This is a genomic window from Kitasatospora sp. NPDC101447 (assembly GCF_044767225.1).
Lineage (GTDB): Bacteria > Actinomycetota > Actinomycetes > Streptomycetales > Streptomycetaceae > Kitasatospora.
In genome coordinates this window covers 317,350-341,572 of sequence record NZ_JBIWNL010000001.1, presented here as the reverse complement: position 1 = coordinate 341,572, position 24,223 = coordinate 317,350, and the positions used below count along the sequence as shown (strand labels likewise).

The window sequence follows — 24,223 nt, the reverse complement described above, 5'->3', positions numbered from 1 at the left end:
GATGACCGAAGAACCCATCCTCGGCCCGCGCCGGTACCGCAACGCCGAGGCCATGCTGGCCAGCGCCGACCCGGTCTGGCAGGCCGCCGCCGCCAACGGCCTGATCGGCATCACGGTGGACTCGGAGTCCAACAACCGGCTGATCGTCCGCGAGACCGGCCACGAGTTCGCCAACATGGTCTCCTGCGCGTACCTGGGCCTGAACAACCACCCCTCGGTCGCGGCCGCCGCGGTGGACGCGCTGGCCGAGTCCCGCAGCACCTGGCTGGTCACCTCGACCACCCGGATCCGGCACAACCTGCTGGTGCGCCTGGAGGAGGAGCTGGGCGAGCTGTTCGGCGCGCACATCCTGCCCGGCGCGTCCTGCACCGCGCTCACCGCCGGCATCCTGCCGCTGATCGCCTCCGGCCACCTGGACGGCGACTGTCGGAGCGGCGGCGGGCCCCGGGTGATGGTCTTCGACCGTTTCTGCCACTTCTGCATGGCGTACGTGAAGCCGATCTGCGCCGACGAGTCGCTGGTGCTGACCTGCCCGCACAACGACCTGAACTACCTGGAGGACATCTGCCGCAAGTACCCGCGGGTCGCCTACGTGGCCGACGGCGCGTACTCGATGGGCGGCGCGGCGGCCCTCGACGGCCTGCTCGAACTCCAGGACCGCTACGGGCTGTTCCTCTACATCGACGACTCCCATTCGCTGTCCATCATGGGCGAGCGCGGCGAGGGCTTCGTCCGCTCCCGGCTGCAGATGAACCCGCTGACCGTCATCGTCGCCAGCCTCGGCAAGGGCTTCGGCACCGGCGGCGGCGTCGCGATGCTCGGCAACCGCGAGCAGTTCGAGTTCCTGCACCGGCACGCCGGCCCGGTCGGCTGGTCGCAGAACGTCGCGCTGCCGCTGGTCGGCGCCTCGCTGGGCAGCGCCGCCATCCATCGGTCACCCGAACTGGCCGACCTCCAGGCGAAGTTGAACCGCAACATCGACCTCTTCGACGAGCTGCTGCCGACCACCTTCGCGGGCAACGGCCTGCCGGTGCGCCGGGTCGACGTCGGCGACGCCGAGCGGGCGGTCAAGCTGTCCGCCCAGCTCTTCGAGCGCGGCTTCTACAGCTCCGCGGTGTTCTTCCCGATCGTACCCAAGGGCGAGGCCGGCCTCCGGCTGATGATGCGCGCCGACATGGACGAGCGGCTGATCCGCGAGTTCGCCGGCCACGTCAAGGAACTCACCGCCGATCTCTAGGACTTGGGGGCAGTCGCCATGGACGCAACCGAGCCCGCCGGCTACCGGCGGATCGGCGAGCGCCGCTACCGCGAGGTGGTCGGGCGCTACTACGAGGAGTTCGAGGTCGGCGAGGTGGTCGAGCACCGCCCCGGGCGGACCGTCACCGAGCTCGACAACGTGCTGATGAGCATGCTGAGCATGAACGACGCCCCGCTGCACATCGACGCCGCCTACAGCGCGCACACCCCCTGGGGGCGGCCGATCGTCTCCAGCCTGGTGACGCTCAGCATCGTCGGCGGGATGACCGCCCGCTCGACGAGCGGGCGCACCATCGCCAACCTGGGCTGGGAGAACATCCGGATGACCCACCCGGTGTTCACCGGCGACACCCTCTACGCGGAGACCGAGACCCTCGCCAAGCGGCTGTCCAAGAGCCGCGAGGGGCAGGGCATCGTGAGCTGCCGGACCACCGGGACGAAGTCCACCGGCGAGGTCGTGGTGGTCTTCGAACGCAGCTTCCTCGTCCCGCTGCGCGGCCACGGCCTGGACGAGGTCGCCGGGTACTGACCGTCCCCGCGGGGAACCGGCCGCCTGCGGGTACCGGCCGCCCCGGGGAGCCGACCGCGCCCCGGGCCCGACAGTGCGCTGTCGGGCCCGGCGCGCGTGCCGCGGCTCAGTCCTCGCGGCGGACGTCCACCAGCACCTTGCCCATGGTCTCCCGCGCGGCCAGCGCCCGGTGCGCCGCGGCGATCCCGGACAGCGGTACGGTCCGGTCGATCCGCGCCACCAGCCGCCGCTCGGCGGCGAGCCGGAACAGCTGCTCGGCGATGCCGGTGAACAGCACCCGGTCGGCCAGGACGTGCTGGAGCCAGAAGGCCGCCAGCCCCGCCGAGCGGTCGGCCAGCTCGTCCACCGAGAAGCTCTCCTCCGGCCCGCCCCGGGCCCCGACCGACAGCAGCCGCCCGAACGGCGCCAGTGCGGCCAGCCCGGCGCGCAGCACCGGGCCGCCGACCAGGTCCACGAACAGGTCCACCCCGCCCGACCGCGCCAGCCGCTCGGCCAGGTCGGGCTCCGCCGGGTCGAGGGCCGCGTCGGCACCCAGCGAGCGGGCGAACGCCCGCTTCTCCGGCGTCGAGGCCAGCGCGGTCACCCGCCCCGCGCCCAACTCCCGGGCCAGCTGCACCGCCAGGTGCCCGACCCCGCCGGCGGCGGAGGTCACCGCGACGTTCTCGCCCGGCCGCAGCCGCCCGGCCAGGGTCAGCGCGCCGTACGCCGTCGCGCCCTGTTCCAGCAGGGCGAGCGCCTGCTCGTCGCCGACGCCGTCCGGCACCTCCACCGTGTGCGCCGCCTCGGCGCGGGCCACCCCGGCGTACCCGCCCCCGGCGCGCAGCAGCGCGGCGACCCGCCGCCCGTCCCCGCGCCGCCGCCCGACCACGTCGGCGCCGAGCACCGCCGGCAGCGGGTAGCGCGCGTACTCGCCGGTGCGGCAGTGCAGGTCGGCGTAGTTGAGCCCGGCCAGGGTGACGTCGATCAGCACCTGGCCCGGCCCGGCCACCGGTTCCGGCACCGTCTCGGTGCGGAACTCCTCCGGCCCGCCGTAGCGGTGGATCACCGTCGCACGCATCCCGCCCACGGCCGCCTCCGGTCTCATCCCTTGCGGTCTCATCCGGCGAAGAGCGCGAGCAGCCGGGCCTCCAGGGCACGGGTGGCTTCCGGGGTCTCGGCGAGCACGCAGTACATCACCGAGCCGTCGGCGGGCGCGAAGTCGCAGCTGTAGACCACGCCGGTGCCGGTCCGCGGGTCGAAGGCCAGCCCGGCGTCGGCGATCGCCGTCACGGCCGCCGCGAAGGAGGGCACCTTGAGGCCGGCGAGCTCCAGGATGTAGCGCGAGCCGCGGTGCTCCTCGCGCAGCAGGCGGCCGAAGAAGGCGTCGTGCAGGTGGCTGGAGCCGGTGAGCCGCCCGTTGGTCTCGTGGAAGTAGATCTCGCCCTTGGGGGTCAGCACGGCGTCCGCGCTGACCGTGCCGCGGTAGCCGATCACCCGCAGCGCCTCGCACAACCGGGCGCCCTGCGCGACGAGTTCGGCCCGGACGTCGGCGTCCGGGGTGACCGGCGGGGTGATCTCCCCGATCACCACCGGCTGCATGACCATCTCGCCGCAGCCGGAGAGCACCACGGCCGCGTCGTCGACCAGGAACTGGGCGTACAGCGCCGCGGAGTCGGTGAAGTACCGCTCCACCACGACCCGTTGGCCGCGGCCGCCGGTCAGCCAGGTCCACCGCTCGGCCACGTACGCGGCCACCGCCGCCCGGTCCGGCAGCGGGACGACCCGTTCGGCACCGGCCGCCACCTCCACCCGCTCGTCCCGGGAGAGGACCTCGTTGCCGAACCCGCCCGCCTGGAACTCGACCTTCACCATCACGCTGTGCCCCTGCGCCAGCAGGTCCTCGACGGCCGCCTCGACCTCCGCGGGCGAGCCGGCCACCCGCCCGGGCGGGATCGGCACCCCGGTACCGGCGGCCACCGCCCGGAACCCGGCCTTGCTGTTGACCAGCGCGTTGCCGCCCTGGGCCGCGAAGGGCTGACCGGGCATGGCGTGCGCGAGGCCGAGCGCGGCCGCCAGGTCGGCCACCGCACCGTTCGGCGAGATCGCCAGCACCTCCTCGACGGTGCGGCCGTCCAGGACGCGGCGCAGCTCCGCCCGGAAGCCCGGGTCCGCCAGGCGGTCGGTGGTGAGCATCTGGTCGCCCTCGGCGCCCGGCGGCGGCACCACGAAGGTCAGGCTGTCGGCCCGTACGCCGGTCAGCCCGGTGACGTACGCCAGGTACTCCGGGTCCGGACCCCAGGGCAGCACCAGGACGTCGCCGTCCTCGGCCCACCAGAGCATCCGCTGCGCCCCGCACCCGGCGAACCGCTGCTCCAGCGGCGTCATCCCGGTGAGGTCCCCGACCATCTCCTCGGTGCGGTTGTTCGCGATGCAGAGCGTCGTCATCTGGTGGACTCTCCCGGCGTTCGGCGCTGTTGCGGCCCTGGTCCCACGCACGGCACGGGTGTGGCGTGCGCTACTGGTGTAGCGCACCGGGGTTGTTCTGGTTCGGCCCTCGGTCATTGAACAAAACGCCGAACAACCGGCGGCGCCGCTCCGGGGCGGGCTGCCCCGGCCACCTCGGAGCACCGGTGGCCGGGGCGGCCCGTCCCGTTCTGTCAGCGGGCGCTCAACGACGTTGCAGGGAGCGTACGTTGTCGCCGAAGGTCCAGCCCTTGGAGCCGTCCCAGTTGACCGACCAGGTCATCAGCCCCTTCAGTGAACCGCCGAAGGCGTTCCACGCCTGCCCGACCAGGCCCGGGTCCAGGTAGCCGCCGCCCGCGCCGGGCTGGGCCGGCAGGCCGGGCACCTGCTTGTCGTAGGGCACCTTGACGGTGGCGCCCTGGATGGTCAGGCCGTTGTTCAGACACGTGGTCTGCACGGTGAAGCCCTGGACGGTGCCGGCCTGGTAGGAGTCGCCGGAGCAGCCGTACATGCTGCCGTTGTAGTACTGCATGTTCAGCCACCACAGCTGCCCGTTGTCGGCGTACTTCTTGATGATCGGCAGGTAGGCGCCCCAGATCGAGCCGTAGGTGACGCTGCCGCCGGTGACGTACGCGGTCTCGGGGGCCATCGTCAGGCCGAAGCCCGCGGGCATCCGGGCCAGCACGCCGTCGATGATGCGCACCAGGTTGGCCTGGGACGCGGACAGCGTGCCGATGCTGCCGCTGCCGGACAGGCCGGTCTCGATGTCGATGTCGATCCCGTCGAAGTTGTACTTCTGGAGGATCGGGACGACGGTCGCCACGAACCGGTCGGCGACGGCGCCGGAGCTCAGGTCGATGCCGGCGGCGGCACCGCCGATCGACATCAGGACGGTCGCCCCGGCGGCCTTGGCCCGGCACATCTCGGCGGGGGTCGAGACCTTGACGCCGGCGTCCATGCCGTCCTGCCACAGGACGGTGCCGTCCGAGAGGATCACCGGGAAGGCGGCGTTGATGACGTTGTAGCCGTGCGCGGCGATCCGGCTGTCCGTGATGGGCACCCAGCCCATGCCGGGGTGGACGCCGTTCGCGGCGCCGTCCCAGTTCTCCCAGTAGCCCTGCAGGACCTTGCCGGACGGCCGGGGCTTCGTGGGGCAGGTGTCGCCGCCCGGCGGGGTGGTGGTGGGCGGCGGGGTCGTCGGCGGGGTCGACGTGGGCGGCGGCGTGGTCGGCGGGGTGGTGGTCGGCGGCGGTGTGGTGGGCGGGGTCGTCGTGGGCGTGGTCGCGGTGGGCGTGGGGCTGCTGCCGCCGGGGCCGGTGAGCGAGACGTCGTCCGCGTAGTACGCGGGCTGGCCATACCAGCCGTGAAGGTAGACGGTCACCGAGGTGGTGTTCGGCCCGGTGGTGAAGCCGACGCTGAGCAGGCCGTACGAGGCGTTGTTCGGCGTCCAGGTGGACGGCGTGCCGGTGATGCCGGTGCCGGTGGCGCCGAGGTAGACGTAACTGCCCTGGACGTAGGCGCTCAGCGTGTACTGGGAGTCGGGCTGCACGCTGACGGTCTGGGTGCACTGGGCGTCGTCCGAGCCGGCCGGCGTGGCCTTGAGCGCGGCGGCGCCGGAGTGGACCGGACTGCCGACGGCCGCACCGGAGCCGCCGGAGCAGGTCCAGCCGGAGAGCCCGTTCTCGAATCCGGGGTTCGCCACCAGGTTGGTGGTGGCGGCCCCGGCCGTGACGGAGCCGACCACGGCGATGCCGGCACCGATCAGGGCGGCGGCGCTCGCCCCGGCGAGCGAGCGCCGCAGCACGGTCGGCCCGTGCCCGGTGCGGCCCGCCCGGTTCACCCGCGGTGCGCGCTGCACGGCCGCCCGCTGCGGGCGCGGCGCGCGGTGCGGTTCGGCCCCGGCCCGGTCGCCGTCGACGCGGCCGGGATCCGGACAGGGGCGGGACCCGCCCGACGGGCGTGGCGTACGCGACTTCCGACGGAACATGCTGTGCTCCCTTCCCGCCGAGCGCCATGGGCATGACCAGCGCGTGGGGGCGTGACGCCCGGCTCTGGGTGAGGTGGGGACATGTGGGGCTGTGCCGGACGGGATCGTAGGAGGGGCGCCCGGGCCCGTCAATAGGTCTGGACCAATTGCACTAGGTCTGGACCACTTGAGGCTCCCGCCGGAGGGCGGCGGCCGGACCGCCCCGGGCGGCGGGCCGCCCCGGGCGGCGGGCCGCCCCGGGAACAGGACCGGGCCCGCCCCGACGCGGGGGCGGGCCCGGCGGCCGTCGGACCGTCAGCCGTCGGACCGTCAGCCGTCAGCCGTCAGTCGGCGACCGTCAGCCGGCGGCCACGGTGGCGGCCGTGGCCGCCGTGGCGACGGTCACGGCGGTGATGGCCGCAATGGCGACCTGCATGTTCCGGATCGCCTGGCCGACGGACTCGCCCGCCCAGTCACCCGCGGCGATCTCCCCGAAGCGCAGCTCGACCCGCGCACGCGGGAGGTCGGGGAACGCCAGGCCGTGCAGCCGGGCGGCGTGCAGCAGGGCTATCAGGGTCGCGGTGCGGACGTCCGGGGTCGCGTGGTGCCGGATCACGCCGGCCAGCCGCGCGCGGAGTTCGCGCTCGACGGAGCCGTCCGCCTCCGGGTAGCGGCGGACCGGGAAGAGGCCGAGGACCCGACGGCGCTCCTCGACGACCAGACCGCGTTCGCACAGCCGCTGCACCGCGGAGCGGACCGCCACGGGGTGGTCCTTGGTGAGCCAGTCCGCCGCCTTCGCCTTGCCGGGGGCCTTGCGCTCGACCCACGCGGCGAGCCGGTCCAGGCACTCGTCGAGCAGCGGCTCACCGGTCGGGGTCCGGTCGGTGACGGCGAGCCGGCCCTCGTCGACCGCGATCCGCCCGGCCAGCGCGAGGTCGGCGAGCAGGCCTCCCGCCGCCGCCCACCCGGCGCTCGAACCGTCCTTCGCCACGCCGGACTCGTCGTCCAGCGAGAGCAGCATCAGCTCCTCGGCGAGGGTGACGTGCATGTGCATTCCTTTCCCTGTGCGAACCGGCCACCCGGCAGCGGCTCGACGGCCGCCGCACCCGGGTGTCCTCAGCCGGAACGCGTGCACCGGAAGCCCGGTTCCCACCCGCCCGGCCCGAGCCCCGCAGCCTACGTCGCGCGGGCGCCCGGTGTTCGAGCGGGGCGGGGTCGACGCCACGGTGCCGATGAGTGAGCACCAGGTTCTGACGTCGTCACAGGCGGCGGTCCGATCCTCCCGAACCCGCAGACCGTCGCTCCCGGGAGCAGCGGATCCCGCGCGACCGGCCCCGCTCGGCAGCGGGGACCTCCTGCACACACTCCGTACACACCCCGTGCCGACCGTTCGCTCTGCGCCACCGGGCGCAGCCGGCTTCGCTTCGGCGTCCCGGCGCCCGGCGATCTAGCATGAAACGAGACATTCGGCTCGATACCCGGCGCCACCCCGCGCCAACGGGTGAGGAGGCCGCCATGGCTCAGAACGGCAACGGCGGATTCGGCGAGCTGAGCCGTGCCCGGTACCTGCCGATCTCCGAACACGGCCTGATCGGTGATCTCCGTACCGCCGCGCTCGTCGCCACCGACGGCACCATCGACTGGTACTGCTGCCCGCGCTTCGACGCGCCCAGCATCTTCGCGTCCGTCCTCGACGCCGACCGGGGCGGCAGCTTCGAACTGTCCGCGGACGTGCCGTCCCGCACCCGGCAGTTCTACTTCCCCGACACCAACGTCCTGATCACGCGGTTCTTCGCCGCGGACGGCGTGGCGGAGATCCAGGACGTCATGCCCGTCGTCGACGAGTCCCGCGAGGCGGACCGCCACCGGCTGATCCGGCGGGTGATCTGCGTCCGCGGGGTGCTCCCGTTCCGGGCGAAGGTCGCCCCGCGGTTCGGCTACGGGGCGGATCCGCACACGGTCGAACTCCGGGACGGCCACGCGGTGTTCCACTCCGCCGGGCTGTCGGTGGCACTGACCGCCACCGTGCCGGTCGAGACCGACGGCGTCGACGTGTCCGCGCGGTTCAAACTGCTGGAGGGCGAGTCCGCGGTGTTCGCCCTCGACCGGGTGAGCGCCGACGTGGGCCCGCGGGCGTGCCCCGCCTGGGAGGCGCAGCAGCAGTTCGAGGCCACCGTCCGGTTCTGGCGCCGCTGGCTGCACCAGTCGCAGTACCACGGGCGGTGGCGGGAGATGGTGCACCGCTCGGCCCTGGTGCTGAAGCTGCTCACCTACGCGCCCACCGGCGCGATCGTCGCCGCGCCGACCACCAGCCTGCCCGAGCAGGTCGGCGGCGAGCGCAACTGGGACTACCGCTACGTCTGGGTGCGCGACGCGGCCTTCTGCATCTACGCCATGCTCCGTCTGGGCTTCACCTCGGAGGCCGAGGCGTTCATGGGCTTCATCTCCGAGCACGGGATCATGCGGGGCACCGGGGACACCGGTCCGCTGCAGATCATGTACGGCATCGACGGGCGCCGCGAGCTGCCCGAGCGGGAGCTGTCCCACCTGGAGGGCCACCTCGGTTCCGCGCCGGTGCGGGTGGGGAACGCCGCCACCGGGCAGCTCCAACTGGACATCTACGGCGCCCTGATCGACTCGGTCTACCTCTACGACAAGTGGGGGCAGCCGATCAGCAGCGGCCACTGGGACGAGGTCGGCGGCGTGGTGGACTGGCTCTGCGACCACTGGGACCAGCCCGACGAGGGGGTCTGGGAGACCAGGGCCGGGCGGCGCGACTTCGTGTACTCGCGGCTGATGTGCTGGGTCGCGCTGGAACGGGCGATCCGGATCGCGAACCGGCGCGGCCTCCCCGCCGACCTGCTGCGCTGGCGCCGGACCCGCGACACGATCTACCGGCAGATCATGGACCGCGGCTGGTCGACCGAGCGCGGCGCGTTCGTCCAGGGGCTGGACGACGAGGTGCTCGACGCGTCCCTGCTGATGATGCCGATGGCCAAGTTCGTCTCGCCCACCGACCCCAAGTGGCTCTCCACCCTGGACGTGCTCACCTCGGACCTGGTCTCCGACTCCCTGGTGTACCGCTACGACCCGGCGGCCAGCCCGGACGGCCTGCAGGGCTCCGAGGGCACGTTCTCGATCTGCTCCTTCTGGTACGTCGAGGCGCTGGCCCGGGCGGGCCGGCTGGAGGAGGCCCGGCTGGCCTTCGAGAAGATGCTCACCTACGCCAACCACGTGGGCCTGTTCGCGGAGGAGATCGGCCGGACCGGCGAACAACTCGGCAACTTCCCCCAGGCGTTCACCCACCTGTCGCTGATCAGCGCCGCCTTCAACCTGGACCGCGCCCTGGGCTGACGGCCGCCCCGCGGAAACCGGCACGGGCGTCACACGCGTCATCCATCGTCACACGAACCACACCCGACCCGCGCAGAAGCCTCGCGCCGCGCGGGTGTCGCGGACCGGCTTGATCTGCGTACGCTCGCATCCGATCCGGCCCGGCCTGCGGGGGGCGTGGCAGTCACCGTCGGGATCCAGGTCATGCCGCACCTACCGAAGAGATCCCATGAGTTACTGCACGCCCTGCCGACGCCACCTCAACGGCGCGCTCTCCTGCCCCGGCTGCGGCCGGGCCGCCGAACCCACGACCGGGGAGGCGGCGGGCCCGCGGCCCACGCCACCGGGCGAGGGCTCCGCCGACGCGTCCGCACCGCCACGCCGGTCGGCACGCCAGTCCGGACGGCGCTCGGCCCGGCGGCGGCAGGGCCGGCCGCGGGGCACGGTGCTGGCCGTGTCGGCCGCCGGGGTGGTGGTCTGCGGACTGGCCGCCGTCGTGCTGTCCGGCGGCAACTCGGACGGTGCGGTGGCCCCGGCCTCCGCGGGCGCCGAATCGCCCTCGCAGCACACCGCGGCCACCCCCGGCGCCCCGGCCGCACCGGCGCCGGCCACCACGACGGCCACCGCCACGGCCCGCCCGCAGCCGTCGGCCACCACCACCCGGCCCAGGCCGTCCGGCACCGCCCCGACCGCGACGTCCCCCTCGGGCCCGACCGTGTCCGCCGCCCCGGTTCCGGCGGACCCGCCCGCGAAGCCCGCCCCGAGCACGCCCCCGCCGAACACCGGCCCCGTCCCGCCGACCTCCCCCACCCAGCACCCGACCGGCCCGACGGCCACACCGAGCTGCACCCGGCTGCTGTTCTGGTGCACCTGAACCCCCTTGGACGCCGCCGCCCGCCCGGCCGCTCCGGGCGCCGTTCAGCCCCGCCCGGTGAGGTCGGCGTGGACGGCGAGGACGGCCAGGTAGCGGCGGTGCACGTCGTCGCGGTCGGCCGGTTCGGACACCGACTCGCGGCCGAGGCGTTCGATCATCCCGGCCTGGGCGAGGAGCACCTCGCGCTGCTGCTCGGTCGTCGTCTCCGACATGATCTCCGCGAGGACGTCGAGCTGGCGGATCAGCACGGCGGGCATGCCGGCGGCGGCCTGGCGGATCTTCTCGAAGGCCCGCTGGACCAGCCGCTCGTAGCTCACGGGGGCGGTCATCACCCGGATGTGCCCGCCGGCGTCCCGGTGGACCGGGTTCGGGTGCCAGCCCGCGGCGACCCGGCACAGGCCCTCGCCGAGCCAGTCGACGCAGGTCAGGGCGGTGAAGGTGTCGTTCACGGCGGTGGACAGCGCCCGGATGGCGATCTCCACCAGCTGGTCGACGGCGAAGGCGATGTCCTGGGCGAGCGTCCGGGTCGAGCCGGTGACGTGGGCGCGGGCGAAGCTCCGGGCCACCTCGGGCGCCGCCTCGGCGGGCCAGACCGTGGCGAGCGGGTGCCCCTGCACCAGGAAGTGTCCGGGCCGGTGGTCCAACCGGATGACGGCATCGAGCTCCGTCGCCATCCGCACCAGCGTGCGGTGCCGGACGAACTGCAGGTAGCCGCTGGCCGGCGCCGGGACGGCCGCGCCCGAGCGGTCGAGCCTTGCGTGCAGTTCGGCCGCCGAGGGCCCGGCGGTGGCCCCTGCGGCCCGCTCCGGTTCGCCCGCCCCCGCCTCGATCGCCTCGGAGAGCTCCGCCGCGATGCTGGCGATGACCCTGGGCAGCTGGATCGACGTGGCGATGTGGTGGATGAAGTAGATCAGCACGGCCACGTCGGCCATCACCAGTGCCATGCAGACGGTGATGGACAGGTGCGGCACGAGGTCGCCGTGCGAGGCCGGTCCGATGACGACCAACGAGAGCATCGCGTACACGAACGTGCCGACGAGGGTGCCCAGGGTCAGCTGGGTGGTGCGGTCCCGGATGAAGGTCCGCAGCATGCGCGGGCCGAACTGGGTGGAGGCCAGGGTCAGCGTCACGATCATGATCGAGAACACCACGCCCACGACGGTGATCAGGGCCGCCGCGATGGCGGCGAGGATCTGCCGGGCGGCGTCGGCGGTGCCGCTGACGACCCAGGACGGCAGGTCCACGTCCCCCCGGTAGGCGGCCCGGTCCAGGGACCAGGTGACGACGAACAGCAGCGCGGCGAGCACGACCTCCAGGACCGGTACGACCCACAGGTTCGTCCGCAGCGCCTCCCGGCGCCACTGCGCCTCCAGGTGGACCCCACGGATCACGCCACCACCTCCGTCGCTCCGCCCCGGCGCCGACCGGACGAATCCACCCTAAACACTCGGACGTGCAGGTGACGGGAGGGCGGGGTACGGGGTGGGGGTCCGGGGGGCGGGCCCGGGCGGTCAGGCGGCGGGGGTGCGGCGGGCGATCAGCATGTCCTGGGTGTGGCCGATGGCGTAGGTGCCGTCCGGGCGGGCGAAGTGGTCCCGGACGTAGGCGGTCAGGGCGGCGCGGGAGGGGCGGGGGTTGAGGGTGGCGAGGTCGGCGACGTTGACCATGAACTCGGCGACGTCCACGGCCTCGGCGAGGTGGGGCGTGCGGTAGTGGAGGTCGAGGCTCTCCAGGGTGACGTCGTCCGCCGGGTGCCGTTCGCGCAGGAGGTCGACGAGGGGGCCCAGGTCGTAACGCACGCCGGTGAAGTGGGCGGCCATCCGCATGCACGGGCTCTCGGGGTTCTGCAGGACGACCAGCAGGGTGCCGCCGGGGGCCGTCCAGTCGAGGGCGCGGGTGACGGTGGCGGGCCAGTCCGGCTCGGGCACGTAGTAGAGCACGTGCGAGAGGTGGACGAGGTCGGCGGGCTCCGGCGGCCGGACGCGGTCGAGCCGGTCCGGGAGGACGAGGGCGTCGGGGCAGGTGGTGCGGAGCTTCTCGCGCATCGCGGCGCTGGGCTCGACGGCCACCGTCCGGTCGAAGGACCGGGCCAGGTGGGCGGTGGTGCGGCCGTCGCCCGCTCCCAGGTCCAGCAGGACCCGGCGGTGCGGCAGGGCGGCGACGAGTTCGCTCAGCCGGGCGTGGGTGAGAGGCTTCTCGTCCGTCCCGGCGAGGAACAGCTCGAACACCCGTCGGTAGTCGGCGCTCGCCACGTCCAGTACGCGGACCGGATCCGCGTCCCTCGTCCTCGTCTCCACCGGGGCGGCCTCCCTCTGACGGCGTGTGGGGCGCGCCCATTGCACCCCGGCCGCCGGCCGCGCACGTGCAGGGACGTTCCTGCCCGCGTGTCGCCGCGACGGCGCCGGGCGACGGCACCGGGTGGCCGCGCCGGGCGACGGCACCGGGTGGCCGCGCCGGGCGACGGCGCCGGGTGGCCGCGCCGGGTGGCCGCGCCCCGCGCTAATTCGGTGGCCCGCGCGCGACGGCCACTCCTACAGTGTCCGCCGGATCAACCACCCTCACAGGAGCCCCGGCCATGCGCGTGCACTACCCCCGGACTCCGCATCTTCCCTGGTCACCCGGGGCGGCGGCGGACGACGTACGGACCGGGGACCTCACCGCGCTGACCGGTGCCGAGGTCGTCGTCACCGAGAAGCTCGACGGCGAGAACACCACCCTCTACTCCGACGGCCTGCACGCCCGCTCGCTGGACTCGGCCCATCACCCCTCCCGCGCCTGGGTGAAGGGCCTGCAGGGCCGGATCGGCGGGCGGATCCCGGACGGCTGGCGGATCTGCGGCGAGAACCTGTTCGCCCGGCACTCGATCCCGTACACCGACCTGGAGAGCTGGTTCTACGGCTTCTCGGTGTGGACCGACCGCGACCACTGCCTGGACTGGGACGACACCGTCCGCTTCCTGTGCCGCCTCGGCGTCCCGGCGCCCCGGGTGCTGTGGCGCGGCCGCTACGACGAACGCGCCCTGCGCGCCCTGAGGTTGGACCTGGACCGGCAGGAGGGCTACGTCGTCCGGACCGTCCGGGGCTTCGCCCGGGGGGAGTTCGGCGAGCGGGTCGCCAAGTGGGTCCGCCCGCACCACGTGCGCACCGACACGCACTGGATGCACGCCGCCGTGGTGGAGAACGGGCTCGGACCGGCTGCCGCGCTGTGGTCCGTACGGTCCGGTGCGCTGCCCGAACTGTCCGCCCTGGCGGCCGCGTTGGGGCTCCCCGAACTGTCCTGCCGGCCGGAGGAGCCGGCGGAGGTGTCGGCCCGGCTGGACGAGCTCGGCCGCGGCGGGGACGCCCGGCTGGCCGGGGTGCTCGCCACCGTGCTGCGCGCCGGGCCCCGGCAGTACCCGGCGGCGCGGCTGGCCGGGCCGCTCGGTCTGCCGCTGGCCCGGAGGGTCGCCGACCTGGTCGCGCTGCACCCCGGCCTGCACCGGCCGTACCCGGACGAGGACCGCCGCGCCGGGCTGGTCCGGCTGTCCTGCGCCGCCGACCTCGGCGTGCTGCACGCCGTCGCCGCGACCGCCGCCCCGGGGGCGGCGGAGCGCGAGCAGGTCGCCTGGTCGGCCCTGCACGCCGAGGACGCCGGGCTGCTCGACGACGACGGCGGGCCGCTCGCCCGGCTGCGCAGCGGCCTGCGCGACGCCCTGGCCGGCCTCGACCGGGACGCCGCCGACCGCTGCTGGGCGCAGGCCCGCGAGGCGTACGCACGGGGCAGGATCTCCACCGCGGAGGAGGCCGTCGCGGCCACCTGGCGCCTGCGGGACGGCCGCTTCCCCCGGCTGCTGCACCTGTGCGGCCCGTCCGGCAGCGGCAAGAGCACCTTCGCCGCCGGGCTGACCGGTGTCGGCACCCGGATCAGCCTGGACGACCTGCGCGCCGCCCGGGGCTCGCGCGCCGACCAGCGCGACAACGCCGTGGTGCTGCGCGAGGGCCTGGCCCGGCTGGACGCGGCCCTCGCCGCCCCGGGCTCACCGGGTGCGCCCGGTGCGTTCGGCCCGTCCGGTGCCTCTGAGGCCTCTGGTTCCTTTGGTGCCACCGTCGTCTGGGACGCCACCTCCCTCAACCGGCAGCAGCGCTCCCACGTCCACGCCGTCGCGCAGCGCCGCGACGCCCTGGTCACCCAGGTGGTGCTGGTGGTCGACGAGGACGAACTGCTGCGCCGCAACGCCGTCCGGCCGCACCCGGTGCCGGCCGACGTGCTGACCGCACAGCTGCACCGCTTCAGCCCGCCGCACGCCGGCCAGGCGCACCGCACCTGGTACGTCGGCGCCGGTGGCACCGTGGAAGACACGGCGGGCACGCTCGACGCCGAGGAGGACTGAGGACCGATGCGTCCCATCGAACAGATCTGCCAGCGCATCCGCTGGGACGCCCGGTTCGACCCGGCCCGGTTCACCCTGGGCGTGCGCCAGCGCGACGACCGCACCGAGCGCATCCCGCTGGAGGCGTTCGCCGCCTCCGGGGACATCCCCTGGCACCGGGTGCAGCGGGTCGAGGCCGACGGCGTGGTGGTCTGGGACCGCCCGTCCGGCGTGGACGTGCTCGACACCACCGAGGCCGGACGCCGCACCGCTCCGCGCCGCCTGCGCCCGCCCTTCTTCGCGGCCACGACCCCGTACGCCTGGCGGCCGGACGACGGCTGGCTGGCCGCCCACGCGGAGGCCGCCCACACCCCCGCCCCGGGCGCCGCCCACGCCGCGGCCCCGGCGGTCACCGGCCTGCGCGTGGTCACCTGGAACACCCTGTGGGACCGTTACGACGCCGACCGGATCGCCACCGCCCGCCGCCGTCCGCTGCTGCTCGCCGCGCTCGAAGCCGCCGACGCCGACGTCATCGCCCTGCAGGAGGTCGAACCGGCCCTGGTCGCCCTGCTGCTCGCGGCGCCCTGGGTCCGCGCCGGGTACACCCTGAACACCGACCCGCTCGGGCGGGACGTCGACGAGCACGGCCTGCTGCTGCTCAGCCGGCTACCCGTCCTGGAGGCGGGGAGGCACGCCCTGGGCCCGCACAAGGCCGTCACCGCGATCACCGTACGGACCGCCGGCGAACCGCTGACGGTCGCCGCCGTCCACCTCAGCAGCGACCACTCGTCGGACGGCGCGACCCGCCGCGAGGCCGAACTCACCGAGCTGGCCGAGGGTCTGGGCGGCGTCGAGGGCGAACTGCTGCTGCTCGGGGACTTCAACGACGCCCGCTCCGGCACCTCGGGCCCGGCCGCCGCCCTGGGCCTGCGGGACGCCTGGACCCAGGTGCACGGGCCGTCCGACGACACCCCGACCTTCGACCCGACGGTCAACCCGCTCGCCGCCGTCTCCTCGCTGACCGGCCGCCCCGGCCGGATCGACCGCGTCCTGCACCGCTCCGACAGCACCCGCGTCACCGCCGCCGGGCTGCTCGGCGACCGCCCGACCGCCGACGGCCTGCACCCCTCCGACCACTACGGCGTCGCCGTGGACCTCACCCTCGGCGGCGCGGGCGGGGCCGACGCCGGAGCGGGCGGGTCCGAGGCCGGGGCTCCGGACTTCCTCGCCGCCGCGCCCACCGCCCGCACCGCCGTCGCCTGGCTGCCGCCCGAGGAGCTGTGGCCGCCGATCCAGCGGCTGCGCACCGCGCACGACCCGCAGGTGCACCGCTGGCCGCCGCACGTCAACCTGCTGTTCGGCTTCGTCCCGGAGGCCGAGTTCGACCGCGCCCTGCCGCTGCTGGGCGCGGCCGCCGCCGAGGTGGACCCGTTCACGGCGCGGCTGGAGGGCGTGCACACCTTCGGTCACCGCGAGGACGCCACCGTCTGGCTCGACCCTGCCGCCGCCTCCGCCGAGCCGTGGGCGGCGCTGCGGCACGCGCTGGAACGCCGCTTCCCCCGCTGCCGCGGCCGGGCGGAAGGGTTCACGCCGCACCTGACCCTCGGGCGCAGCACCGATCCGCAGCGGGTGGCCGCCGACTGCGCGGCCGGGCTCGACGCGGTCCCGGCCCGGGTCGGCGAGCTGGTGGTGCTCTCCCGCCGGGGCGCCGAGCCGATGCGGCCGCGCGCGGTGATCGCGCTGGGGACGGGCGAGGTGCGTCCGGTGCCCGAGGAAGCGACCGTCTCGCCTCGGCCCGAGTCACCCCGACGGACGGCCGCCGCAAGGGAGTTGGCCCGGCGCATCGCGGCGGCGCTGCCCGACGGCGCGGTCCACGTCGTCGGCTCGCGCCGGCTGGGCTGTCAGCTGGACGGGGCCGACCTGGACCTGGTGGCGGCCCTGCCCGGCCCGGCCGACCTGTCCGGCGTCCGCGCCCGGATCGCGGCCGCGCTGCCGGACGCCCGGCAGCTGCGCGAGGTGCGCGGCGCCCGGGTACCGGGGCTGCGGCTGGCCGCGGACGGCCTGTCCGTCGATCTCGTCGTCGTGTTCACCGGCTCGCTCGATCCGGCCCGAGCCGTCGACCGGCGGGCCGAGTTGGGCGAGGCGGAGGCCGTCGCGCTGAGCGCCGTCACCGACGCCGAGGCGATCCTGACGGCACTCGGCGAACGGCACGACCGCTTCGTCCGGCTGGCCCGCCAGGTCAAGGCGTGGGCCCGGGCCCGCGGCCTGGACTCGGCGCCGTTCGGCCAACTTCCCTCGCTCGCCTGGTCGGTGCTCGCCGCACGCACCGTCCTGGACGACGAAGGCACCGCGAGCGAGTCCACCGAGGACACGGACGGCCGGGACACGGACGGCCCGGACACGGACGGCCCGGACACGGACGGCCCGGACACGGACGGCCCGGACACGGACGGCCCGGACACGGACGGCCCGGACACGGACGGCGGCCTGTTCCGGCGGTTCGCCGAGACCTGGGCGGGCTGGGACTGGCGCCGGCCCGTCTCCCTCGGCTCCCCCGACTCCCCCGACTCCCCCGACTCCCCCGACTCCCCCGACGGCGATCTGACCGACCGCCGGCCGGAACCGCTGACCGTCCTCACCCCCTCCTCCCCCGTCCGCAGCTGCACCACCCAGGTCGGCGCGGACACCCGCGACCTGCTCGCCGAGGAGCTGTACCGCGCCTGGGAGCTCGTCACGGAGAGCACCGACCCCTGGCCCGCCCTGCTCGCCCCGCCCCCGCTCCACCGCCGGCACGCCGCCTGGGCCGTGGTCACCGCCGCGGAGGAGTCCGTCGGGCTGGTCCGCGGCCGCCTCCGTACGCTCCTGGCCGCACTGGAGGAGGCCGGCGGCACCCACCTGCACGCCTGGCCACAGCCCTACCGGACGTCCGACGGCCGCACCCACTTCCCCATCGGCCTCGGCCCCGCCGGCACCCCGCTCACCGCGGACCGCCTCGCCCCGCTCGCCGCCGCCTGGTGCCGCCACCTCCCCGGCGTCCGCATCGAGCATGTCGACGGCGGCGCGGTCCCCACCCTCACCCGCTGAACGCCCCTTCCCGCCGAACGTCCTCGCCCGCCGGACGCCGTCCCGGGCGGGGACCCGAACCGTCGTCAGCCCGCCTCCAGGGCCTCGGCCCGCTCGACCAGGCCGGCCGCGAGGCCGTCGCAGTCCAGTCCGGAGGGTGTCCGCGGCGGCATTGTTAGCCTGTCCTCCATGATCGGAAACGGCAGCAGGTCACAGGTGTCCGGCTTATCGCCGGCGAGCGGTCCGCAGCGCGCCCTCATCATGGCGAGCTTCGTCAGCCGCGTGGGCAACGGGCTGTTCAACACCGCGTCGGTGCTCTACTTCACGCTGGTGGTGCACCTGCCCGCCGCCCGGGTCGGGGTCGGCCTCACGATCGCCGGGCTGGTCGGGCTGCTGGCCGGGGTCCCGGCCGGGAACCTGGCCGACCGGTACGGGCCGCGCACGGTCTGGCTGACGGCCCTCACCCTGCAGGCCGCGACGATGGCCGCCTTCGTCCTCATCCACGACTGGGCCACCTTCACGGTCGTCGCCACCCTGGACCGGCTCGCGGCGGCGGCGGCCGGCGCCGCGGGCGGCGCGCTCGTCGCCCGCGCCGGCGGCGAGCGCCCGGCCGCCTTCCGGGCGAGACTCCGCACCTTCGTCAACCTCGGCGTGGTCCTGGGCACCCTCGGCGCCGCCTTCGCCGTCTCGATCGGCACCCGCACGGCGTACACCGCGCTCATCCTCGCCAATGCCGCCAGTTTCGCCTGCGCCGCCCTGATCGCCGTGCGCGGCCTCCCGGACTACCGGCCGCTGCCCCGGCCCGAGGAGCACCACCGCGCCGCCGTCCTGTCCGACCGGCCGTTCGTGTCCTTCGTCGCGCTCTACGGCGCGATGGGCCTGCAGTACCAGACCGTCTCGCTGCTGCTGCCGATCTGGCTCTCCGCCCACACCGACGCGCCCCGCTGGACGGTGGCGGCGGTCTACGCGGTCAACAGCGCGGTGTGCGTGCTGCTCCAGAGCCGGATCGGCTCCCGGGTGGAGACTCCGCACCAGGGCGGGCGGGCGCTCCGCCTCGCGGGCCTGTGCTTCCTGGTCAGCTGCCCCTTGATGGCCCTGACCGCGGACGTCCCGGCCTGGGTCGCGCCGGCGCTCGTCGTCCTCGCCGTCGGCGTGCACAGCCTCGGGGAGGTGTGGGAGTCCTCGGGGGGCTACGCGCTCGGCTTCGGCCTCGCCCCAGACCACGCCCAGGGGCAGTACCAGGGCCTCCTCGGCGTCGGCTTCGACACCGGTCAGGCCCTGGCCCCGGCGGTCCTCACGACGGTCGTCCTCGGCTTCGGACATTCGGGCTGGCTGCTGCTCGGCGTGTTCTTCGCAGCCCTCGGCGCGGCCGGCCCGCCGCTGGCCGCCTGGGCGGAACGCACCCGCCGCCCGAACGACGACCCGGCCCCCACCGCACCCGTCCACCCCGACGGGACCCCGCTCCCCGACACCGTCTGAGGCGTGTCTGTGATGGGCTGAGCACTTGATCGGATGTGTCCGTCCGGTTGGTGATCGGTGATGCGATGTGAGACCGGATCGGGACTGGCCATGCGTACCGACAGACGTGCCGAGCGGCCCGGGCGTCCGCAGTCCGCAGTCCGCAGTCCGCAGTCCGCAGTCCGCAGTCCGACGATCGGACCACGCGATAGGGTCCGCGCATGTGGGAGGGACTGGAGACCATCGACTGGGCCGGGCTGCAGCACAACTACGGCTCCGCGGCGGACGTGCCCGGGTTGCTGCGGCGCTGCGCCGGCCCCGACCGGGAGGACGCCTGGGAGGCCGCGGGCGATCTGGACAACCTCCTGTTCCACCAGGGTGGTTGGGTCTGCTCCGCCGCCTCGGCCGCGCTGCCGTACCTGGTCCGGCTGGCCGCCCGGCCGGATGTCGTGGCCCGGCGTGAGCGGTTGGAGCTGCTGGACCTGCTGACGAGGCTGAGCGGTGAGGCCGCGCTCGTCGCCGAGGCACAGGTCGATCCGGCGTGGGGGGCGGCCTGGGAGCGGGCGCTGCCCGAGGTGCTGGGTCAGCTGTCCGATCCCGACCCCGCGATCCGCCGGACCGTCGCCGATCTGCTGGGAGGCTGCGGCAGCTCCGGGGCGCGGACGCTGCCCGCCCTCCTGACGCGGTGGGAGGCGGAGGAGGATCCCGCCACCCGCCTCGACCTGGTGATCGCCCTCGGCCACGCCACCCGCCGGGAGCCGACCGCAGGCCTGTCCACCCGGACCACCGCCCTGCTGCGCGGGCTGCTGGACGCGCCCGAACCGCAACTGCGGCTGGCGGCCGTGCACGCGCTGGCCCCGGACGATCCGGGGCTCGCCGACCGGCACCTCGGCCGCGTCCTGGACGCGGTCCGCGACCCGGGGGTGGAGCTCTGGCGGCAGACCAGCACGGCGGACTGCGGTGTCCAGGGCGTCCAGGGCTGGACGGCCGGCCTGTTCCCCGGCGCCTCGCCCGTGTACGTCCTCGGCCTGCTCGCCGAGCACCCCGACCCGGAACAGCGCATCGGTGCACTGGGCCAGGCGGGCGGGCTGCTCTCCCGCTGGCGCTCGGCGGTGCCCGCCGTGCTGCCCGCCGTCGCGGCGCGCCTGGACGATCCGGACACCGAGGTCCGCTTCCGCTCGGTCGAGTTGCTCGCCTGCCTCGGCAGCGCCGCGGCCGACCACGCCGACGCGGTGGCCGCGCTGCTCGACGACACCGCCACCCGGAGCACCCGGGCGGGCGAAGCCGTCCGCGAGGCGGCGGTGTGGGCCCTGGCGCGGATCGGCGACCCGCGCTGCGTCCCCGCCGTCGTCGACCTGGTCACCGCGGGCGGTCGCGCCACCGCCTTCGGCGCCGCCGGGGTGCACCACGCCCGGTTCGGCACCCACCACTACCCGCAACTCCCCGGCATCCATGAACTGCTGGCCCCGCTCCGGGAGCACGCGGACGCCCTCCTGCCGTCGATCCGCGCCCACCTGCGCGGCTCCGCCCCCACGCTGGCCCGCCCGCTCTGCGAGGTGCTGGCCGGCTGGGGGCCGGCTGCCGCACCCGCCGTGCCGGAGCTGCTCGGCCTGCTCGCGGACGACGCGACCTGGGCCCCGGCGGCGACCGCGCTGGCCGGGATCCGGCAGCCGGCCGGCGAGGAGGCCCTCGCCCTCCTGCGTGCCCGCACCACTGCCGCTGCGGGCTCCAACGCCGCGGGCACCATCGCCGCCGGAGCGGACGCGGAACTCGCCGCCTGGGCCTACTGGCGGCTCGGCGGCGAGCCCGGACCCGCACTCGCCGTGCTGGGCCCGGCCGCGACCGACGGCCGCTTCGTGGGCCCCGCGCTGCGCAAGCTCGCCGACCTCGGCCCGCACGCCGCCCCGTACCGGGACCGCCTCCGCGCGCTGGTCGCCGACCCGTACGACTGGGTCAGCGTCGAGGCCGCCCACGCCCTGTGGGCCGCCACCGGCGACACCGACACCGCCGTGCCGGCCCTGTTCGACGCCTGCCGGAACCTCCGCGCCGGCACCTACTACCCGGCCATGCTGCAGGCCGTCCGCCATCTGACCCGCATCGGCCCGGCCGCCCGCCCCGCCGCCGCCGTCCTGGCCGAGGCCCTGACCCGCGACGAACGCCTCAGCACGTCCGGCGCCTGGCGCGCCTTCGTGGACGACGAGACGATCCGCGCCGCCGTCACCGAGCTGTGCCGGGTCACAGCCGCAACGCCCCCGCCGGCGGCCGCATCCGACGCCCGTACGGGGTGAGTGCCAGCACGCCGGTGCCGCGGACCGGCGTGCCCGGCCCGAGCGACAGCGGGTCGAGGCTCAGCTCGCCCGCCAGGCGGGGCGCCAGCTCCAGGAGCTCCCACATCCACTCGTCCTCCGCCTCGTCCTCCTCGTCCGCCTCCGCCGGCAGCCGGCCCGCCACGAGCGGGGGCAGGCCGAGTTCGGCCCGGCGCCGCTGCTCGTACCCGAGCGGCGCGCCGAGCTCCAGGTGCCCGGTGTCCTCGCCCGGTATGTAGGCGAACCGCCGTACGGCCGCGCCACGTTCGGCGACCAGCACGGCCGAGCCGTCGTTCTGCGCGCTCCACCAGTACGCCTGGGCCCGGCCGTAGCGGGCGCTCAGGCGCTCGCAGGCCGCCAGGACGTCGTCCGCGCGCTCGGCGTCGCTCGGATCGCACCAGGCGCCGACCACCAGCGTCCAGCCCGCCAGTTCGGGGGTGACGAACACCCGGCGGAGCGCGTCGTGCGGGTCCTCGTCGAAACCGCCGTGGCTGTCGACATCGGCCGCGTACACCCCGGCGGCGAACGGCACCGGACGCGGCGCGGACAGGCCGAGCAGGCTCATCACCCCGGGCTGGTCGCGGGTGGGGACCGCGATCCACGACAGGAAGCAGCAGGCCATCGGCACCGGTGCGTCCCCGGGCGTTTTCACCCGCACCAGCCGTTCCAGCGCCGCCACGTCCCGGGCGGACAGGGCCGCCTCCCCGCCGATCTCCGCCAGTGCCTCCAGTGCCGCCGCCCGCGCGCGCCGGGACCGTCCCGGCGCACCCGCTGCAGCAGCGGCACGACGCCCTCGCCCCACGAGCAGAACAGCCGCACCGCCGCCTGCCGCACCTCGGCGTCCGGATCCCCCAGCAGCGGCAGCACGCTCGCCGCCTGCGAGCTGCCGGCGTCCCCGCAGCCGCGCAGGGCCCGCATCGCCGCGCGACGCACCGCCGCGTCCGCCGAGGCGAGGTCCGGTACCGCCTGTCGAACGTCCATGGTCCGCCACGCTAGCCCGCCGCACTGACAACTCCCCGTCCGGACCGGGCCACCCGTACCGGATTGGCCCGGGACGGCGGCCCGGCCGGCCACTACCCTCGGCCGCACAGCCGATCAGCCACACAGCCGGTCAACCACACAGCCGGTCAACCACGCAAGTCGATCAACGGAGAACCCGATGCACCCCGAACTCGCCGCCGACCTCGCGCGGTTGCCCGAACTCCTGGAGGAGACCCGGCAGCACGCCCTCGCCTTCCTCGACGGCCTCGACGAGCGGTCCGTGATCCCGCGGGCGGCCGGTGACGGGTTGCCGACGACGGGCGGTGGCGGGTTGCCCACGGCCGGCGGTGGCCTGCCCGCGGCGCTGGCGGAGTTCGCCGAGCGGTGGGAGCCGCGGCTGTCGGCGAGCGCCGGGCCGCGGTACTTCGGGTTCGTCACCGGTGGTGCGACCCCTGCGGCGCTGGCGGGCGACTGGCTGACCGCCACCGCCGACCAGAACTCCAACTCCTCGCTGGACCCGGCCGGTCAGCACCTGGAGCGCGAGACGGTGGGCTGGCTGCGCGAGCTGTTCGGGCTGTCCCCGGCGCACCACGGCACCTTCGTGAGCGGCGCGACCATGTCGAACACGGTCGGGCTGGCCATCGCCCGTGAGTGGCTCGGCGAGCGGCTCGGTGTGGACGTCGCCGAGGACGGGGTCGGCGCGCTGGGCCCGGTCCGGGTGCTGTCGGGCGGCGCGCACTCCTCCGTCCCCAAGGCGCTGTCGGTGCTGGGCCTGGGCCGGACGGCGCTGCACGGCGTGCCCCTGCTGCCCGGCCGGGAGGCGGTGGACGTGGCCGCGCTGGAGCGGGCGCTGGCCGAGGCCGACGGGCCGTGCGTCGTGGTGGCCAACGCGGGCACGGTCAACACCGTCGACTTCGACGACCTGCCGGCGATCGCGGCCCTCCGCGAGCGGTACGGGTTCTGGCTGCACGTGGACGCCGCGTTCGGCGCCTTCGCCGCGCTGTCGCCGCAGCACGCGCACCTGGTGGCCGGCCTGGACCTCGCCGACTCGGTCTGCGTCGACCTGCACAAGTGGCTCAACGTGCCGTACGACAGCGCCGTCCAGTTCACCCGCCGCCCCGACCTGCAGGCCCGGGTGTTCCGGAACGCCGCCGCCTACCTCGGCCCTCTCGGCGAGCACCCCGACCTGGTCCACCTCACCCCGGAGAACTCGCACCGGCTGCGCGCCCTGGCGGCCTGGTTCACGCTGCGCGCGTACGGACGCTCCGGCCACCGGGAGATCGTGGAGCGCAACGTCGCGGGCGCCCGCGCACTCGGTGAGGCGGTCGAGCGGATCGACGGCCTGCGCCTGCTCGCGCCGGTCCGGCTGAACGTCGTCTGCTTCACCCTGGCGACGGATCCCACGCCCGAGCGCCTCGCCGACCTCGCCGCCGAGGTGGCCGGCGAGGCCTTCCTCACCCCGACCCGCTACGCCGACCGGCCCGCCCTGCGCGCGGCGTTCAGCAACTGGCGCACCACCGAGGCGGACGTCCGGCGGACGGCGGAGGCGCTGGCCCGGGCCGTCGGGAAGCCGGCCCCGACCGGAACCTGAGGGCCTGACCGGACACAGGCCTGACCGAATGGACCCGACCGGAGCAGCGCCCGACCGGAGCAGCGCCCGACCGGC

The 24,223-nt window shown here is 75.2% G+C and carries 16 protein-coding genes and 2 pseudogenes; 9 read left to right on the top strand and 9 right to left on the bottom strand.

The window, feature by feature from the left end; all coding sequences use genetic code 11:
• Position 1 precedes the first annotated feature (1 nt).
• Positions 2-1,237, top strand: a complete 1,236-nt coding sequence (locus ACIRST_RS01485) for an aminotransferase class I/II-fold pyridoxal phosphate-dependent enzyme (RefSeq protein WP_350522861.1) — start codon at positions 2-4, stop codon at positions 1,235-1,237.
• An 18-nt stretch (positions 1,238-1,255) separates the two neighbouring features.
• Positions 1,256-1,786 (top strand): MaoC family dehydratase, encoded by a 531-nt coding sequence (locus ACIRST_RS01480; RefSeq protein WP_350522862.1) that lies wholly within the window; start codon positions 1,256-1,258, stop codon positions 1,784-1,786.
• A 106-nt stretch (positions 1,787-1,892) separates the two neighbouring features.
• Here the strand turns inward: ACIRST_RS01480 and ACIRST_RS01475 are convergent, their stop codons facing one another.
• From ACIRST_RS01475 to ACIRST_RS01455, 5 genes and pseudogenes are all read right to left on the bottom strand, one after another.
• Positions 1,893-2,843, bottom strand: a complete 951-nt coding sequence (locus ACIRST_RS01475; RefSeq protein WP_350522896.1) for a zinc-binding dehydrogenase — start codon at positions 2,841-2,843, stop codon at positions 1,893-1,895.
• 38 nt (positions 2,844-2,881) lie between these two features.
• Positions 2,882-4,210 (bottom strand): peptide ligase PGM1-related protein, encoded by a 1,329-nt coding sequence (locus tag ACIRST_RS01470; RefSeq protein ID WP_350522863.1) that lies wholly within the window; start codon positions 4,208-4,210, stop codon positions 2,882-2,884.
• Between the two features lie 223 nt (positions 4,211-4,433).
• Positions 4,434-5,399 (bottom strand): annotated as a pseudogene (locus ACIRST_RS01465) (chitinase); the annotation flags it as partial.
• 198 nt (positions 5,400-5,597) lie between these two features.
• Positions 5,598-6,215: pseudogene (locus tag ACIRST_RS01460) on the bottom strand (carbohydrate binding domain-containing protein); the annotation flags it as partial.
• A 337-nt stretch (positions 6,216-6,552) separates the two neighbouring features.
• Positions 6,553-7,242 (bottom strand): GPP34 family phosphoprotein, encoded by a 690-nt coding sequence (locus tag ACIRST_RS01455; protein ID WP_402798992.1) that lies wholly within the window; start codon positions 7,240-7,242, stop codon positions 6,553-6,555.
• 467 nt (positions 7,243-7,709) lie between these two features.
• Between ACIRST_RS01455 and ACIRST_RS01450 the strand changes: the two genes are divergently transcribed.
• Positions 7,710-9,548 (top strand): glycoside hydrolase family 15 protein, encoded by a 1,839-nt coding sequence (locus tag ACIRST_RS01450; protein WP_402798990.1) that lies wholly within the window; start codon positions 7,710-7,712, stop codon positions 9,546-9,548.
• A 208-nt stretch (positions 9,549-9,756) separates the two neighbouring features.
• Positions 9,757-10,401, top strand: a complete 645-nt coding sequence (locus ACIRST_RS01445; protein ID WP_402798988.1) for a hypothetical protein — start codon at positions 9,757-9,759, stop codon at positions 10,399-10,401.
• 44 nt (positions 10,402-10,445) lie between these two features.
• Here the strand turns inward: ACIRST_RS01445 and ACIRST_RS01440 are convergent, their stop codons facing one another.
• The gene (locus ACIRST_RS01440) at positions 10,446-11,792 is read right to left on the bottom strand and encodes a DUF2254 domain-containing protein (RefSeq protein WP_402798987.1); all 1,347 of its coding nucleotides are present in this window, start codon (positions 11,790-11,792) and stop codon (positions 10,446-10,448) included.
• A 120-nt stretch (positions 11,793-11,912) separates the two neighbouring features.
• Positions 11,913-12,698, bottom strand: coding sequence for a class I SAM-dependent methyltransferase (locus ACIRST_RS01435; RefSeq protein WP_402798986.1), 786 nt, complete (start codon positions 12,696-12,698; stop codon positions 11,913-11,915).
• Positions 12,699-12,976: 278 nt separating this feature from the next.
• Here ACIRST_RS01435 and ACIRST_RS01430 point away from each other — a divergent pair, with 278 nt between their 5' ends.
• From ACIRST_RS01430 to ACIRST_RS01415, 4 genes are all read left to right on the top strand, one after another.
• Positions 12,977-14,770, top strand: a complete 1,794-nt coding sequence (locus tag ACIRST_RS01430; protein ID WP_402798984.1) for an RNA ligase family protein — start codon at positions 12,977-12,979, stop codon at positions 14,768-14,770.
• 6 nt (positions 14,771-14,776) lie between these two features.
• On the top strand, positions 14,777-17,833 hold the full coding sequence (locus tag ACIRST_RS01425; protein WP_402798982.1) for an RNA repair domain-containing protein: 3,057 nt from the start codon (positions 14,777-14,779) through the stop codon (positions 17,831-17,833).
• Positions 17,834-18,028: 195 nt separating this feature from the next.
• Positions 18,029-19,291 (top strand): MFS transporter, encoded by a 1,263-nt coding sequence (locus ACIRST_RS01420; protein ID WP_402798979.1) that lies wholly within the window; start codon positions 18,029-18,031, stop codon positions 19,289-19,291.
• 200 nt (positions 19,292-19,491) lie between these two features.
• On the top strand, positions 19,492-21,558 hold the full coding sequence (locus ACIRST_RS01415) for a HEAT repeat domain-containing protein (RefSeq protein ID WP_402798978.1): 2,067 nt from the start codon (positions 19,492-19,494) through the stop codon (positions 21,556-21,558).
• On the opposite strand, the gene ACIRST_RS01410 is transcribed toward ACIRST_RS01415, so the two are convergent.
• On the bottom strand, positions 21,506-22,255 hold the full coding sequence (locus tag ACIRST_RS01410; protein ID WP_402798977.1) for a hypothetical protein: 750 nt from the start codon (positions 22,253-22,255) through the stop codon (positions 21,506-21,508). The genes ACIRST_RS01415 and ACIRST_RS01410 overlap by 53 nt on opposite strands.
• On the bottom strand, positions 22,225-22,557 hold the full coding sequence (locus tag ACIRST_RS01405; RefSeq protein WP_402798976.1) for a hypothetical protein: 333 nt from the start codon (positions 22,555-22,557) through the stop codon (positions 22,225-22,227). The genes ACIRST_RS01410 and ACIRST_RS01405 overlap by 31 nt, the downstream gene beginning before the upstream one ends.
• Positions 22,558-22,735: 178 nt before the next feature.
• On the opposite strand from ACIRST_RS01405, the gene ACIRST_RS01400 reads away from it, so the two are divergent.
• On the top strand, positions 22,736-24,148 hold the full coding sequence (locus ACIRST_RS01400) for a pyridoxal phosphate-dependent decarboxylase family protein (protein ID WP_402798975.1): 1,413 nt from the start codon (positions 22,736-22,738) through the stop codon (positions 24,146-24,148).
• Positions 24,149-24,223 lie beyond the last annotated feature (75 nt).